Source organism: Streptomyces sp. NPDC018833 (assembly GCF_044390825.1).
GTDB lineage: Bacteria > Actinomycetota > Actinomycetes > Streptomycetales > Streptomycetaceae > Streptomyces.
Genome location: NZ_JBIRZM010000006.1, coordinates 1 through 14813, shown reverse-complemented (window position 1 = coordinate 14813; position 14813 = coordinate 1). Strand labels below are relative to the sequence as shown.

The following is a 14813-nucleotide window of genomic DNA, read 5'->3' as shown; positions in this document are numbered from 1 at the left end:
GCGGCAGCTCAGACCGGGGAGAGCGCGTCGTCCGTCCGGGAGAGGGCCGGTGCCTCCGACACCTGACGCTCGCGCAGACTCAGCGCGAGGCGCAGCACCGCGATCCACATCAGCGACGAGCCCAGCATGTGCAGGCCCACCAGGACCTCGGGGACGTGGGTGAGGTACTGGACGTAACCGATAACGCCCTGCGCCAGGACCACCAGCAGCAGGTCGCGCGCCCGGGCCCGGGTGTCGTCCGGGGCGTCCACCACCCGCAGCACCAGCCACATCGCCACGGCCAGCGCGCACACGACCCAGGCAGCGATCGCGTGGACGTGGGCGGCGGCCGTCCAGTCCCACGGCATACGCGGCACATCGCTGCTGTCACCCGCGTGCTTGCCGGAGCCCGTCACCGACGTCCCCAGCACGATCAGCACCGCCGACGCCGTGACGATCGCCCACGACAGCTTGCGCACCGGACGCGGCACGCGGGGCCGGGGTGCGGCGTCGCCCTCGCCGGTGCGCACCCAGGTCAGGGTCGCGGCCGTGAGGAGCGCGTTGGCGAGCACGAAGTGGCCGGCGACGGTCCACGGGTTCAGGCCCGCCCACACGGTGATGCCGCCGACGACGGCGTTGCCCATGACGATCCAGAACTGCAGCCACGTCAGCCGCGTCAGACCGCGCCGCCACGGCTTGGTGGAGCGCACCGCGATGATGGCCCAGCCGACCGCGGCGGACAGCACGTACGTCAGCATCCGGTTGCCGAACTCGATCGCGCCGTGGAGTCCCTGCTCGGACGTGGCGACCAGGCTGTCGTCCGTGCACTTGGGCCAGGTGTCGCAGCCGAGACCGGAGCCCGTCAGCCGGACGGCGCCGCCCGTGACGATGATCAGGACGCTCATCACGACGGCGGAGAGCGCCGCACGTCGCAGGGCTTTGGGCGACGGTGTCCAGCGCTGGGCGATATAGGCGAGGGGGGTCTGCACGGGCCCTATCGTAGGCGGGGGCTTGTGCACGGTTTCACGAGGGGTCCGGCGAGGGCGTGAACGTCATCCGGAAGCGCGCCCCGTCCAGGTGCCCCTCCTCCTCCCACCACAGGGCGAACCGCCACCCCGTCCCGTCCGCCGGGCGGTCCGGCGAGTGCAGGAAGGCGTCCGTCAGATCGGCGGCGACCTCCGCGGCGCTCCAGTCCGTCACCGCGTCCGTGCCGCGCCAGGGATACGCCATCGGCGTGTATGCCCCCTCGTCGGCGCGCACGTCGAACCGCCACACCGCCCGCCACGAGCGCGCCCGCAGGATCCGCCGCACCTCGGACCCGCCCAGCGCGAGCCCCTCCGCGATCGCGTCCTTCGCCACGCCTTCGATCCGCCCCGCCAGGACCGCCAGCGGCACCAGCCGCTCGGGCAGCAGCTCGCGCTTGTGCAACTGGGTGAGCCCGCCCTCGAAGGGACAGCGCCGCAGCCGGCGCGTCAGCTGGTCCCCGAGATGCTCCAGTACGGCCGCGTGCGCGCGCTCCGCCGGGACAGGCGGCGCCCAGGCCGTGTGGAACGCCCGCTCGGCCCGTACGGCCCACTCCGCCGCGTCGACCGGGCGGCCGAGCTCCTCCAGCCGGTCGCCGAGGAAGGCGTAGGCCTGGGCCAGCCCCTCCTGGTTGCGCGGATCACCCTGGTCCAGCCTCTCCCAGACGGCGATCGCCCGGTGGGTGGCCTCAACGGCGGCGAGACCCGCGAGCCGGTGCTCGGCCGAGGGCTGCTCGCCTCGCGGACGAAAGGCGTAGCGCGGCAGTCCCATCTCGTCGCTGAGCGGTTCCGCGAGGTAGACGGCCTGGTTGATCAGGGCCCTGGCATACCAGCGGGCGTGCTCGTCGTCGTGCCGCGCGGGCTCGGCGCAGTGGCGAACGGCCGCGTCCACCGCGGCCAGTGCGTCCGAACGTCTGCCGATGTCGAAGTGGTGTCGCGCCAGGTCGCCGTACCGCAGGCTCAGCCTGGCGGTGAGGGACAGATCGTCCGTAGCGTGCGGGGCGAGCGCAGCGATGAGATCCGTCAGCATGCGCTCGCGCCGACGGGGCGAGGCGCCGGGCCGGCCACCTCTGACCTTCGTCCACTCCGCGTCCAGTCGCAGTGCGGCATCCCGCTCCATCCAGACCTCCAGTTGTGCGGGTCCGACGGGAGCATCCTGGCGCGCCCCTCACTCCCAGCGGAAGAGCCGGGCGGCCGCCCCCAGTCCGAGCAGTGCCCATACGGAGAGGATTCCTAGATCGCCCCAGGGCATGCCGGCGCCCTGCTGCAGAACGTCGCGCAGCCCGTCCGACAGCGCCGAGATCGGCAGCAGCCCCAGGACCGACGCGACACCGGCGGGGAACCTGTCCAGCGGCACGATCACCCCGCCGCCCACCAGGAGCAGCAGGAAGACCAGGTTCGCGGCGGCCAGGGTGGCCTCGGCCCTGAGCGTCCCGGCCATCAGCAGCCCCAGCCCGGAGAAGGCCGCGGTGCCGAGGACGAGCAGCAGGAGCACGGCGAACGGATTGCCGTGCGGCGACCACCCGAGCGCGAAGGCGATCACGGTCAGCAGCACGATCTGGAGCACCTCGGTGACCAGCACCGAGAGCGTCTTGGCGCACATCAGCGCCCAGCGCGGGATGGGCGAGGCGCCGAGCCGCTTGAGCACCCCGTAGCGCCGCTCGAAGCCGGTCGCGATGGCCTGGCCGGTGAAGGCGGTGGACATCACGGCGAGCGCGAGGACGCCGGGCGCGAGGAAGTCGACGGCCTTGCCGTCGCCCGTGTCGACGATGTCCACCGTGGAGAACAGGACGAGAAGCAGCGACGGGATGATCACGGTGAGCAGCAGCTGCTCGCCGTTGCGCAGCAGCATTCTGGTCTCGAAGGCGGCCTGCGCCGCGATCATGCGGGTCAGCGGTGCGGCGCCCGGCTTCGGTGTGTACGTACCGGCGCTCACCCGCGCAGCTCCTTGCCCGTCAGCGTAATGCCGTGTCCTCCCGGGGGACGCCCCCCGGACCCCCGGCCGGTGCCGGTGCCGTGCCGCCTCATCCCCGCAGCTCCTTGCCCGTCAGCGTAAGAAAGACGTCCTCGAGCGTGTGGCGTTCGACCGAGATGCCGTCCGGCATCACTCCGTGCTGGGCGCACCAGGTCGTGACCGTCGCCAGCAGCTGCGGGTCGACCTGGCCGCTGATCCGGTACGCGCCAGGGGTGAGCTCCGCCGCGGCCGAGCCGTCCGGGAGCGCCTTGAGCAGTGAGGCGAGGTCGAGGCCGGGGCGGCCGGTGAAGCGCAGGGTGTTCTCGGCGCCGCCGCGGCAGAGCTCCTCCGCGGTGCCGCTGGCGATCACCCGGCCCGCGTCCACGATGGCGACGTCGTCCGCCAGCTCCTCGGCCTCGTCCATGAAGTGCGTGGTCAGCACGGTGGTGACGCCGTCGGTGCGCAGTTCGCGCACGAGCTCCCAGGTGGCGCGGCGGGCCTGCGGGTCGAGCCCGGCCGTCGGCTCGTCGAGGAAGACGAGCTCGGGCCGGCCGACGACGGCCATGGCGAGCGCGAGCCGCTGCTGCTGACCGCCGGAGAGCCGGCGATAGGTGGTGCGGCCGCAGCTGCCGAGGCCGAGCCGTTCCATCAGCGCGTCCACATCCAGCGGATGCGCGTGCAGCTTCGCCATGTGCCGCAGCATCTCGTCGGCACGGGCGCCCGAGTACACGCCGCCGGACTGGAGCATCACGCCGACACGGGGCCTCAGCCGTGCCGCGTCGGCGACCGGGTCGAGGCCGAGAACGCGTACCGTGCCGGCGTCGGCGCGGCGGTAGCCCTCGCAGGTCTCGATCGTGGTGGTCTTGCCGGCTCCGTTGGGGCCGAGCACGGCGGTCACGGATCCCGCGGCGACATCGAGGTCCAGGCCGTCCACCGCGGTCTTCGATCCGTACCGTTTGACCAGGCCCCGGATCTGGACGGCCCACTCGTTGCTCATGCGGGAAGTCTAAGGACCCGCCCAGGCCGCTCCGGCCGCGCCCCCGGCCCCGCCGGGCGCACCGGCCGATGGCCTGGTCACCGGCCGCCCCCTCACCCGGGCCGTGGTGTGTCCGGGCGGGGGCCGTTGGTGGTTGCTGTCCGGTGGTGGTTTCCTCGGGGCCGGCCCCCTCACCCGGGCCGTGGTTTGTCCGGGCGGGGGCCGTTGGTGGTTGCTGTCCGGTGGTGGTTTCCTCGGGGCTGGTCTCGGGGCAGGCCTCGGGGCGGCCGCGGTGAGGCGGCGGTAACGGGGAAGGATCAGCGTATGCCCGTACTCATCGGCACCTCCGGGTGGCAGTACCGGGACTGGCGTGGCGCCCTCTACCCCGAGGGCCTGCCCCAGCGGCTCTGGCTGGAGGAGTACGCGCGGCACTTCGTGACCGTCGAGAGCAACAACGCCTTCTACCGCCTGCCCGAGCGCAGGACCTTCGCCGACTGGCGCGACAGAACCCCTGACGACTTCGTCATGGCGGTGAAGGCCAGCCGCTTCCTCACGCACATCAAGCGGCTGAAGGATCCCGAGGAGCCCGTCGAGCGGCTCATGGGCCGTGCCGAAGCGCTGGGTGAGCAGCTGGGGCCCGTACTGCTCCAGCTGCCGCCGACCCTCCGCGCCGACGCCGCGGCACTGGACACGGTGCTCGACTGCTTCCCGCGCCATGTGCGCGTGGCGGTCGAGCCGCGGCACGAATCGTGGTGGACCGAGGAGATCGCCGGGGTTCTGGCGGCGCGGGGTGCGGCCCTGTGCTGGGCGGACCGCGGCTCGCGGCCGGTGACCCCGCTGTGGCGGACGGCCGACTGGGGATATCTGCGCTTCCACGAGGGCCGGGCGAAGCCCTGGCCGGGCTACGGGCGCCAGGCGCTCGCCGCCTGGGCGGGGCGAGCCGCGGACGCATGGTCCGACCGGGCCGACGTCTACGCGTTCTTCAACAACGACCCGGGTGGCGCGGCCGTCCGGGACGCGGTCTCGTTCGCCCGTGCGGTGGCGTCCGGGGGCCGCACGGTGCCACGTCCGACGGCGGCCGCGGCCCCCGGCGGGCACCCGCGCGGACCTGCGAAGCACGTGTCCCAGTGATCATTTCCGCAGGTCAGCTTAGGTATGCCTAAGTGATGTACGGCACCGCGTGGTGATTCGGACGCGGCTTGTCACTCTCCGAGGAATTACGCAACAATGGCGTTGTGAAAAACGTTGGCGAGGCTCCCCACGAGGAACTCGCGACCGGTGAGCGCTCCACGCGCAACCGCGTCGCGCGCTCCATCCTGGACCACGGCCCGTCCACCGTGGCCGACCTGGCGGGCCGTCTCGGACTCACGCAGGCGGCCGTCCGCCGCCATCTCGACTCCCTTGTCTCCGACAACGTCGTGGAGGCGCGCGAGCAGCGCGTCTACGGCGCGCGCACGCGCGGCCGCCCGGCCAAGGTGTTCGCCCTGACCGACTGCGGCCGGGATGCCTTCGACCAGTCGTACGACACGCTGGCCGTCGACGCCCTGCGCTGGATCGAGAAGAACGCCGGAGGGGAAGCGGCCGTCGCCGCCTTCGCCCGGGACCGGTTCGAGGCGCAGGCCGAGGCCTACCGCGCAGCCGTCCAGGCCGCGGCCCCCGAGGAGCGCACCGAAGCGCTTGCCAGGGCCCTCAGTGCCGACGGGTACGCTGCTACGGCCCGTACCGCGCCGGTCGGCGAACAGCTCTGCCAGCACCACTGCCCGGTCGCCCACGCGGCCGAGAAGTACCCGCAGCTGTGCGAGGCGGAGACCGAGTTCTTCTCGAAGCTCCTCGGGACGCATGTGCAGCGGCTCGCCACCATCGCCCACGGCGACGGCGTCTGCACCACGTTCATCCCGCGCGGCTCGCCCCAGAGCAGCGCCGCACAGACCACCACATCACCAGCATCTGCAAGCACGGCCGGGAGGAACCCCGCATGACTCTCCCCACGGAGACTGCCCACCCCGAACTCGAGGGTCTGGGTAAGTACGAATTCGGCTGGGCCGACTCCGACGCGGCAGGCGCCGCGGCCAAGCGCGGTCTCTCCGAGGAAGTCGTCCGCGACATCTCCGCGAAGAAGAACGAGCCGGAGTGGATGCTGAAGCTGCGGCTGAAGGGTCTGCGCCTCTTCGACAAGAAGCCGATGCCGAGCTGGGGCTCGGACCTGTCGGGCATCGACTTCGACAACATCAAGTACTTCGTGCGCTCCACCGAGGCGCAGGCCGCCTCGTGGGAGGAGCTGCCCGAGGACATCAAGAACACCTACGACAAGCTCGGCATCCCGGAGGCGGAGAAGCAGCGCCTGGTCGCCGGTGTCGCCGCCCAGTACGAGTCCGAGGTCGTCTACCACCAGATCCGTGAGGACCTGGAGGAGCAGGGCGTCATCTTCCTGGACACCGACACCGCGCTGAAGGAGCACCCGGAGCTCTTCCAGGAGTACTTCGGCACGGTCATCCCGGTCGGCGACAACAAGTTCGCGTCCCTGAACACCGCCGTGTGGTCCGGCGGATCGTTCATCTACGTCCCCAAGGGCGTCCACGTGGACATCCCGCTGCAGGCCTACTTCCGTATCAACACGGAGAACATGGGCCAGTTCGAGCGGACGCTGATCATCGTCGACGAGGACGCCTACGTCCACTACGTCGAGGGCTGCACCGCCCCGATCTACTCCTCGGACTCGCTGCACAGCGCCGTGGTCGAGATCATCGTCAAGAAGGGCGGCCGCTGCCGCTACACGACCATCCAGAACTGGTCGAACAACGTCTACAACCTGGTCACCAAGCGCGCTGTGGCGTACGAGGGCGCGACCATGGAATGGGTCGACGGCAACATCGGCTCCAAGGTGACGATGAAGTACCCGGCCGTCTACCTGATGGGCGAGCACGCCAAGGGCGAGACCCTGTCCATCGCCTTCGCGGGCGAGGGCCAGCACCAGGACGCCGGCGCCAAGATGGTCCACATGGCCCCGAACACCTCGTCGAACATCGTCTCCAAGTCGGTGGCGCGAGGCGGCGGCCGCACCTCGTACCGCGGTCTGATCGAGATCGGCGAGGGCGCGCCGGGCGCCAAGTCCAACGTCCTCTGTGACGCGCTGCTGGTCGACACGATCTCCCGCTCCGACACCTATCCGTACGTCGACGTCCGCGAGGACGACGTCTCCATGGGCCACGAGGCGACCGTCTCGAAGGTCTCCGAGGACCAGCTCTTCTACCTGATGAGCCGCGGTCTGACCGAGTTCGAGGCGATGGCGATGATCGTGCGCGGCTTCGTCGAGCCGATCGCCAAGGAACTCCCCATGGAGTACGCGCTGGAGCTCAACCGGCTGATCGAGCTGCAGATGGAAGGCGCGGTGGGCTAGACCGCCGCCGGATCACGTCCCTGGGGCTCACCCGGTGAGCCCCGTGAGCGGACCCCGGACAGACCGCCGCAGCGGGAGTCGAAAGGCTCCGGCCCGCAGCGGCCCCGTGGGCGAGCGCACGCACCTGAACGCAGAAAGCGAGCAGACCGACAGCCATGGCTGAGGCTCAGAACTCCCCCAAGGACCTCCGCAGGACTCCGGTCCAGGGGGGACCCCCGCCGGTGGGCTCCACCACCGCCGGTTCGATCGCGGTGGCCGCCGAGTCGACCGTCGCCACCCGTATGAGTGCGCCCCCGTCGTTCGACGTGGCGGACTTCCCGGTCCCGCACGGCCGCGAGGAGGAGTGGCGCTTCACTCCGCTGGAGCGCCTCGCCGGCCTGCACGACGGCACCGCCGTCGCCACCGGCACCGGCGTCAAGATCGCGATCGACGCCCCCGACGGCGTCGTCGTCGAGACCGTAGGCCGCGACGACCCACGGCTCGGCAAGGCGGGCATCCCGGTGGACCGCGTCGCCGCCCAGGCGTATTCCTCCTTCGAGCAGGCCTCGGTCGTCACCGTGCCCAAGGAGACGGTCCTCACCGAACCCGTGCGGATCGCCGTGCACGGCGAGGGCGGCGTCGCCTTCGGCCACCAGGTGATCGAGCTCGGCGCGTTCGCCGAGGCCGTCGTGGTCATCGACCACGACGGTGACGCGGTGCTCGCGGCCAATGTCGACTACATCCTCGGCGACGGCGCCAAGCTCACCGTCGTCTCCGTCCAGGACTGGGACGACAAGGCCGTCCACGTCGCCCAGCACAACGCGCTGGTCGGCCGTGACGCCTCCTTCAAGTCGGTCGTCGTCACCTTCGGCGGCGATGTCGTCCGCCTCCACCCGCGCGTCCAGTACGCGGGGACCGGCGGCGAGGCCGAGCTCTTCGGTCTGTACTTCACCGACGCCACCCAGCACCAGGAACACCGTCTGCTGGTCGACCACAACACTCCGCACTGCAAGTCGAACGTCGCCTACAAGGGCGCGCTGCAGGGCCAGGACGCGCACGCCGTGTGGATCGGCGACGTCCTCATCGAGGCCAGGGCCGAAGGCACCGACACCTACGAGATGAACCGCAACCTCGTCCTCACGGACGGCGCGCGGGTCGACTCCGTCCCGAACCTGGAGATCGAGACCGGCGAGATCGTCGGCGCCGGGCACGCGAGCGCCACCGGCCGCTTCGACGACGAGCAGCTCTTCTACCTGATGGCCCGCGGCATCCCGGAGTCCGAGGCCCGCCGTCTCGTCGTCCGCGGCTTCTTCGCCGAGCTGGTCCAGCAGATCGGTCTGCCGGACGTCGAGGAGCGCCTCATCGCCAAGATCGAGGCCGAGCTGGAGGCTTCCGTCTGATGGCCTTCGTCCGAGCCTGTGGGCTGAGCGAGCTGGAGGAGGACACCCCGAAGCGGGTGGAACTCGACGGCACGCCCATCTCCGTCGTCCGCACCGAGGGTGAGGTGTTCGCGATCTACGACATCTGCTCGCACGCGAACGTCTCCCTCTCGGAGGGCGAGGTGGAGGACTGCCAGATCGAGTGCTGGCTCCACGGCTCCGCCTTCGACCTCCGCACCGGCAAGCCGTCCGGCCTTCCCGCGACGCGTCCCGTGCCCGTATACCCCGTAAAGATCGAAGGGGACGATGTGCTCGTCTCCGTCACCCAGGAGAACTGAAGTCCCCATGGCAACGCTTGAAATCCGCGACCTGCGCGTCTCCGTCGAGGCCGACAACGCCACCAAGGAGATCCTCAAGGGCGTCGACCTGACCGTGAACCAGGGCGAGACCCACGCCATCATGGGCCCCAACGGCTCCGGCAAGTCGACCCTCGCGTACTCCCTGGCTGGTCACCCCAAGTACACGATCACCGGCGGCACCGTGACCCTCGACGGCGAGGACGTCCTCGAGATGTCCGTCGACGAGCGCGCCCGCGCCGGCGTCTTCCTCGCCATGCAGTACCCGGTCGAGGTCCCCGGCGTCTCGGTCTCCAACTTCCTGCGCACCTCCGCCACCGCCATCCGCGGCGAGGCCCCCAAGCTGCGCACGTGGGTCAAGGAGGTCAAGGAGTCCATGGAGCGTCTGCACATGGACCCGTCCTTCGCCGAGCGCAACGTCAACGAGGGCTTCTCCGGTGGTGAGAAGAAGCGCCACGAGATCCTCCAGCTGGAGCTCCTCAAGCCGAAGATCGCGATCCTCGACGAGACCGACTCCGGCCTGGACGTCGACGCGCTGCGCATCGTCTCCGAGGGCGTCAACCGCGTCCGCGAGACCGGCGAGGTCGGCACCCTGCTGATCACGCACTACACGCGCATCCTGCGCTACATCAAGCCGGACCGCGTCCACGTCTTCTCCGGCGGCCGGATCGTCGAGTCGGGCGGCCCGGAGCTGGCCGACAAGCTGGAGGCCGAGGGCTACGAGTCCTACACGAAGGGTGGCGTATCCGCGTGACACAGCTGCCGGGCCTCCTCGACACCGAGGCGATCCGCAAGGACTTCCCGATCCTCGACCGGGTGCTCCACGACGGCAAGAAGCTCATCTACCTGGACAACGCGGCGACGTCACAGACGCCGCGCCAGGTGATCGACGTGCTCAGTGAGTACTACGAGCAGCACAACGCCAACGTCCACCGCGGCGTGCATGTGCTCGCCGAGGAGGCCACGGCGCTGTACGAGGGCGCGCGCGACAAGGTCGCCGCCTTCATCAACGCGCCGAGCCGCAACGAGGTGATCTTCACCAAGAACGCCTCCGAAGCGCTCAACCTCGTCGCCAACATGCTCGGCTGGGCCGATGAGCCCTACCGGGTGGACAGCGACACCGAGGTCGTCATCACGGAGATGGAGCACCACTCCAACATCGTTCCGTGGCAGCTGCTGTCCCAGCGCACTGGCGCGAAGCTGAAGTGGTTCGGCCTCACCGACGACGGCAGGCTCGATCTGTCGAACATCGAAGAGATCATCACCGAGAAGACGAAGATCGTCTCCTTCACGCTGGTCTCCAACATCATGGGCACCGTCAACCCGGTCGAGGCGATCGTCCGCCGCGCCCAGGACGTCGGCGCGCTGGTGCTGATCGACGCCTCGCAGGCCGCCCCGCACATGGTGCTGGACGTGCAGGCACTGCAGGCCGACTTCGTGGCCTTCACCGGTCACAAGATGTGCGGCCCGACCGGCATCGGTGTCCTGTGGGGCCGGCAGGAGCTGCTGGAGGACCTGCCGCCGTTCCTCGGCGGCGGCGAGATGATCGAGACCGTCTCGATGCACTCGTCCACCTACGCCCCCGCGCCGCACAAGTTCGAGGCGGGTACGCCCCCGATCGCGCAGGCCGTCGGCCTCGGCGCGGCCGTGGACTACCTCACCTCGATCGGCATGGACAGGATCGCCCAGCACGAGCACGCGCTCACCGAGTACGCGGTGAAGCGGCTCCTGGAGGTCCCCGACCTCCGGATCATCGGGCCCACCACGGCCGAGGACCGCGGCGCCGCGATTTCCTTCACGCTCGGTGACATCCACCCGCACGACGTGGGTCAGGTCCTCGACGAGCAGGGCATCGCCGTCCGCGTCGGCCACCACTGCGCGCGGCCGGTCTGCCTGCGGTACGGAATTCCTGCGACCACGCGGGCGTCGTTCTATCTGTACTCCACGCCGGCAGAGGTCGACGCTCTGGTCGACGGCCTGGAGCACGTCCGGAATTTCTTCGGCTAGGGGACGCTGTGAAGCTGGATTCGATGTACCAGGACGTCATCCTGGACCACTACAAGCACCCGCACGGGCGGGGCTTGCGGGACGGTGACGCCGAGGTGCACCACGTCAACCCGACGTGCGGCGACGAGATCACGCTGCGAGTGAAGTACGACGGCACGCGTATCGCGGACGTGTCGTACGAAGGCCAGGGCTGCTCCATCAGCCAGGCCTCCGCCTCCGTGCTGAACGAGCTCCTCGTCGGCAAGGATCTCGCCGAGGCACAGAAGATCCAGGGCACCTTCCTGGAGCTGATGCAGTCCAAGGGGCAGATCGAGCCGGACGACGCGATGGAGGAGGTGCTGGAGGACGCGGTCGCGTTCGCCGGCGTCTCCAAGTACCCGGCCCGTGTGAAGTGCGCGCTGCTGAGCTGGATGGCGTGGAAGGACGCGACGGCCAAAGCGCTGTCCGAAGGGAAGACCGCATGAGTGAGAACGAGATGGTGACGACCAAGCCGGCCTCCGAGGAGGAGGTCCGCGAGGCGCTGTACGACGTCGTGGACCCCGAGCTGGGGATCGACGTGGTCAACCTCGGCCTGATCTACGGCATCCACATCGATGACTCGAACGTGGCCACCCTCGACATGACGCTGACGTCCGCGGCCTGCCCGCTGACCGATGTCATCGAGGACCAGGCGAAGGCGGCGACGGACGGCATCGTCAACGAGCTCAAGATCAACTGGGTCTGGATGCCGCCGTGGGGCCCGGACAAGATCACGGACGACGGCCGCGAGCAGCTGCGCGCGCTGGGGTTCAACGTCTGATCCGTCGTGAGCCGCGATCAGTCGCGACGAGCAACCCGTGACGCGCGATCCGTCGCGGTGAGCAAGCCACCGTGACGCGCGATCCGTCGTGAGGAGCAACGGCCGTCCCCGCCAGGCAGACTGGCGGGCACGGCCGTTTCTCTGTATCAGATCGCCGTCTCCTGTCACGACGCCGGCGCGCTCGCGCGGTTCTGGACGCAGGTTCTCGACCGGCGGATTCGCTGCGAGGACCCTGACGAGAACGTCATCGGGGCCGGCGCCGGCGCTCGCCCGGCATCGTGTTTCTGACCGTGCCCGAGGCGAAGACCGTCAGGAACCGCCTGCACATCGACCTCAGCCCGGACGACCAGGGATGCCGAGGTGAGCCGGATCATCGCGCTCGGGGCGCGGCGTACGGACGTCGGGCAGAGGGATGACGTCACCTGGGTGGTCCTCGCCGACCTGAACGCGTCCAACTAGCACTTCTGGAGTATCGGCAGGTCAGCGGCTCCACGAAGGCCCCGCCCTTACGCCGGGGGAGACGCACTGACGGGGCTGGCTCAAGGCCTCACACAGCCCAGGAGTCCGCCGGGTCGTCCAGCCACGCCCGTTGTCCCTCCGGCGTGACAGTGAGGCCGAACCGGGTGTGGTCCGGTTCGCCACGGTCGACCCACCACCGGTAGGCCGCCTCCACCTCATCCCACAACCGGCGCGGTCCCGACTGCCACACGTTTGCCTCCGCCTCTCCATCGCGGAACATCACGCACGCCCAGGACCGGTCACTCAGTCCGTAGAACCACACCGGTCGTGCGCCCTCGCGCTTGTCTGCGACGGCCTGAGTGCAGTCCCGTACGCGGAGCCCCAGCGCGAACGGAACGGCGGTGTACTTCCCAGTGACGAACTGCGCTTCGGTCACCGTGGTCGTGGACGTATCGGCGCTCTCCATCGCCTCCGCCGGGGCGTACTCGCCGTGGTCGGCCAGGGATAGCCGCTGTGCACGCAGCTTCATGAACTCCACGGGGCGGGTGAAGTGTCCTGATGCTGTCCCGTCCCTCACCACCAGTCGGGCCACGGCATCCGCGTTGGAATAGTGCGTGCCCCAAGGGGCGACGATGAGACCGCCCGGACGGGTCTGCTCGATCCACGCCCCCGGGCTCTCCCGGAGTCCGACGGTTGCCAGGATGCGGTCATACGGCGCGTGGCCCGCGTAGCCCTTGAACCCGTCGCCCAGAACAACCTCGGGGTACAGTCCCGCCGCGCAAAGCCGTTCACGGGCCCGGCCCGACACGGAACGGTCCACCTCGATCGTGACGGTGTTCCGACCGCCGAGGCGGTACGTCAGGGCCCCAGCCGTCTCGCCCGTACCCGTGCCAACGTCGAGTGCCCGCATGCCCTCCTCCAAGGCCAGTGCCTGGAGCATCGCGTACACGACGGAGGGCATGGAGGAGGAGCTGGTGGACACCTTCCCCGGCGCGGTCCCGATGTGCTTGCCGTCGTCCCACTGCGTCACGATGGGGACGTTGCTGTCCGCTGCGACATACCAAGCATCAGGGTCGGCGGTCCGGTCCACGGCGACGCTCGCACCCTTGTCCATGTCGAACGGCCACATCAGATCGGGCAGGAAAGCGGCCCGGTCCACGGCCGCGAATGTCGGAGCCCAGTCCGACGTCATCGAATGCGTCTCCAGGAGGACACGCCCCAGCTCGTTTCGGCTGGGGCGGCCCACCTGCTCAGAGTTGATCGTCACTTGCGGTGCGTCCCGTCCCCGGGCGGGGTGTCGCCGTCGGGGGACGGCGGCTCCTGGGGCGGCGTCCACGGGGTGCCGGGGTGTCCGTCGCCTCCGCCTCCACCGTGTCCTCCACTATCGGCAGCGGTGACGATCTGCACGTTCCTCACGTCGTGCTCCTCTCGCTCCGAGTTGTGCCAGTGATGCCGCTCGGGCCACCGTCCGGGGATGGCGGCGTCGGAGGAACGGGCCACGGTTCGCCGGGGGTCGTGCTGAGCGTATGCAGCATGCTGCCCTCTCCTTCATTCGGTTGGGTCGTGCACTGCTCTTACCAACCCGTCCCGGACAGGACTCCGGGTCAACCACCCGGGACAGGAGCCTAGTTACGAATTGACCAGCCACAGGGGGACGCCGACGACGACCACCGCCACCAGGACCAGGCCCACGGAGAACAAGCGCTGTAACAAGCTCACTCCGCCGCCTTGTCCCGAATCGTGGGCCCGACCGCCGACTCAGGACAGACAGGTCTCCCGCACGTGCATGGCCGGAAGTGCAACGGATCCTTGTTCGGAAGATCAGCCCCCTCCACCATGTCCACCGGCCGCACCGGTTCCGGGAAGGCACCACGCTGGATTCCGGCTCCGCCCAGACGATCCCGCCCCGAACGGCCGTGTATCGCCGGAGCCGTGCCAGTGCGTCACTACTCATCTGTACCGCTCCCATCGCGCTGTGTCCGTGGGTGTTTCGGTGCACGCACTACGCAACCGGACGGACACGCACAGCGGTACCGTGAGCGCAACGCCAGAACTTGAAAGCGTTGAAAGTTCCTGGAGACTCGGGGAGTTGAGCAATGGCCAAGCGTGAGCCAAACGCCTGTCTGAGTCGCCTGCTCGATGAAACCGGCTGGAGCCAAAGCCAGTTCGCCACAGCTGTGAACCGGGCAGGTACCGAACAGGGCACGCGCCTGAAGTACGACGCCTCTGCCGTGAGTCACTGGCTCACTGGGACGATTCCCAGGAAGGAGGTCCGCCCCCTCATCCTGGAGGCCCTGGCCCGCAAGTTGGCCCGGCCGATCACGCACGCGGACGCCGGGTTCCCCATGCCCGCCAATCAGAGGCAGACCGAGACAGCTACCGTTGAAGGACTGCTAGAGCTGGGGAGGCAAGACAGTGCGCCGTGGAAAGCGCATGTGGATTGTGTGGGGGTGAGAGACCTTCGCCGCTGGGCTGTCGCAGCAGCCCGGTGAAGCTGGGGGCAGCC

At 69.6% G+C, this 14813-nt stretch carries 15 protein-coding genes and 1 pseudogene; 10 read left to right on the top strand and 6 right to left on the bottom strand.

The features are described 5' to 3' along the window. Positions 1-8: 8 nt before the first annotated feature. The 4 genes from ACH5AF_RS14265 to ACH5AF_RS14250 all read right to left on the bottom strand — a co-directional run bounded on the left by ACH5AF_RS14265 (position 9) and on the right by ACH5AF_RS14250 (position 3952). Positions 9-998: a heme A synthase gene (locus ACH5AF_RS14265; protein WP_398901942.1), complete on the bottom strand. Its 990-nt coding sequence runs from the start codon at positions 996-998 to the stop codon at positions 9-11. Between the two features lie 4 nt (positions 999-1002). Continuing rightward, complete coding sequence (locus ACH5AF_RS14260; RefSeq protein WP_398901941.1) at positions 1003-2121, bottom strand: hypothetical protein; 1119 nt, start codon at positions 2119-2121, stop codon at positions 1003-1005. Between the two features lie 48 nt (positions 2122-2169). Continuing rightward, on the bottom strand, positions 2170-2937 hold the full coding sequence (locus ACH5AF_RS14255) for an ABC transporter permease (protein ID WP_398901940.1): 768 nt from the start codon (positions 2935-2937) through the stop codon (positions 2170-2172). 88 nt (positions 2938-3025) lie between these two features. Continuing rightward, entirely contained in the window at positions 3026-3952 is a 927-nt protein-coding gene (locus ACH5AF_RS14250) for an ABC transporter ATP-binding protein (protein WP_398901939.1), read from the bottom strand. Between the two features lie 303 nt (positions 3953-4255). Between ACH5AF_RS14250 and ACH5AF_RS14245 the strand changes: the two genes are divergently transcribed. The 10 genes and pseudogenes from ACH5AF_RS14245 (at position 4256) to ACH5AF_RS14200 (ending at position 12307) form a co-directional block, all read left to right on the top strand. Continuing rightward, positions 4256-5062, top strand: a complete 807-nt coding sequence (locus ACH5AF_RS14245) for a DUF72 domain-containing protein (protein WP_398901938.1) — start codon at positions 4256-4258, stop codon at positions 5060-5062. A 104-nt stretch (positions 5063-5166) separates the two neighbouring features. Then, a complete protein-coding gene (locus tag ACH5AF_RS14240) occupies positions 5167-5910 on the top strand; it encodes a helix-turn-helix transcriptional regulator (RefSeq protein ID WP_398901937.1) in 744 nt (247 codons plus the stop codon). Further along, positions 5907-7328 carry a Fe-S cluster assembly protein SufB gene (sufB, locus tag ACH5AF_RS14235; RefSeq protein ID WP_215181296.1) on the top strand — a complete coding sequence of 474 codons (1422 nt, stop codon included), beginning with the start codon at positions 5907-5909 and terminating at the stop codon, positions 7326-7328. Before ACH5AF_RS14240 ends, sufB begins: the two co-directional genes overlap by 4 nt. 155 nt (positions 7329-7483) lie before the next feature. Further along, complete coding sequence (gene sufD / locus ACH5AF_RS14230) at positions 7484-8707, top strand: Fe-S cluster assembly protein SufD (RefSeq protein ID WP_398901936.1); 1224 nt, start codon at positions 7484-7486, stop codon at positions 8705-8707. After that, entirely contained in the window at positions 8707-9024 is a 318-nt protein-coding gene (locus tag ACH5AF_RS14225) for a non-heme iron oxygenase ferredoxin subunit (protein ID WP_215181298.1), read from the top strand. The genes sufD and ACH5AF_RS14225 overlap by 1 nt, the downstream gene beginning before the upstream one ends. Before the next feature lie 7 nt (positions 9025-9031). Continuing rightward, entirely contained in the window at positions 9032-9796 is a 765-nt protein-coding gene (gene sufC, locus ACH5AF_RS14220) for a Fe-S cluster assembly ATPase SufC (protein WP_398901935.1), read from the top strand. Beyond that, complete coding sequence (locus ACH5AF_RS14215; protein ID WP_398901934.1) at positions 9793-11049, top strand: cysteine desulfurase; 1257 nt, start codon at positions 9793-9795, stop codon at positions 11047-11049. The genes sufC and ACH5AF_RS14215 overlap by 4 nt, the downstream gene beginning before the upstream one ends. 8 nt (positions 11050-11057) lie before the next feature. Further along, positions 11058-11513 (top strand): Fe-S cluster assembly sulfur transfer protein SufU, encoded by a 456-nt coding sequence (sufU, locus tag ACH5AF_RS14210; protein WP_398901933.1) that lies wholly within the window; start codon positions 11058-11060, stop codon positions 11511-11513. Beyond that, complete coding sequence (locus ACH5AF_RS14205; RefSeq protein WP_398901931.1) at positions 11510-11848, top strand: metal-sulfur cluster assembly factor; 339 nt, start codon at positions 11510-11512, stop codon at positions 11846-11848. The genes sufU and ACH5AF_RS14205 overlap by 4 nt, the downstream gene beginning before the upstream one ends. A gap of 120 nt (positions 11849-11968) precedes the next feature. Next, positions 11969-12307: pseudogene (locus ACH5AF_RS14200) on the top strand (VOC family protein). A gap of 88 nt (positions 12308-12395) precedes the next feature. Here the strand turns inward: ACH5AF_RS14200 and ACH5AF_RS14195 are convergent. Further along, entirely contained in the window at positions 12396-13574 is a 1179-nt protein-coding gene (locus ACH5AF_RS14195) for a protein-L-isoaspartate(D-aspartate) O-methyltransferase (RefSeq protein WP_398901930.1), read from the bottom strand. Beyond that, a complete protein-coding gene (locus ACH5AF_RS14190; protein ID WP_398901928.1) occupies positions 13571-13723 on the bottom strand; it encodes a hypothetical protein in 153 nt (50 codons plus the stop codon). Before ACH5AF_RS14190 ends, ACH5AF_RS14195 begins: the two co-directional genes overlap by 4 nt. Between the last annotated feature and the right edge of the window lie 1090 nt (positions 13724-14813).

Bases quoted from the DNA above. Each gene is read 5' to 3' on its own strand.
- sufC (WP_398901935.1), top strand. From the start codon at position 9,032: ATGGCAACGCTTGAAATCCGCGACCTGCGCGTCTCCGTCGAGGCCGAC.
- ACH5AF_RS14250 (WP_398901939.1), bottom strand. From the start codon at position 3,952: ATGAGCAACGAGTGGGCCGTCCAGATCCGGGGCCTGGTCAAACGGTAC.
- ACH5AF_RS14225 (WP_215181298.1), top strand. From the start codon at position 8,707: ATGGCCTTCGTCCGAGCCTGTGGGCTGAGCGAGCTGGAGGAGGACACC.
- sufB (WP_215181296.1), top strand. From the start codon at position 5,907: ATGACTCTCCCCACGGAGACTGCCCACCCCGAACTCGAGGGTCTGGGT.
- ACH5AF_RS14260 (WP_398901941.1), bottom strand. From the start codon at position 2,121: ATGGAGCGGGATGCCGCACTGCGACTGGACGCGGAGTGGACGAAGGTC.
- ACH5AF_RS14205 (WP_398901931.1), top strand. From the start codon at position 11,510: ATGAGTGAGAACGAGATGGTGACGACCAAGCCGGCCTCCGAGGAGGAG.
- ACH5AF_RS14245 (WP_398901938.1), top strand. From the start codon at position 4,256: ATGCCCGTACTCATCGGCACCTCCGGGTGGCAGTACCGGGACTGGCGT.
- sufD (WP_398901936.1), top strand. From the start codon at position 7,484: ATGGCTGAGGCTCAGAACTCCCCCAAGGACCTCCGCAGGACTCCGGTC.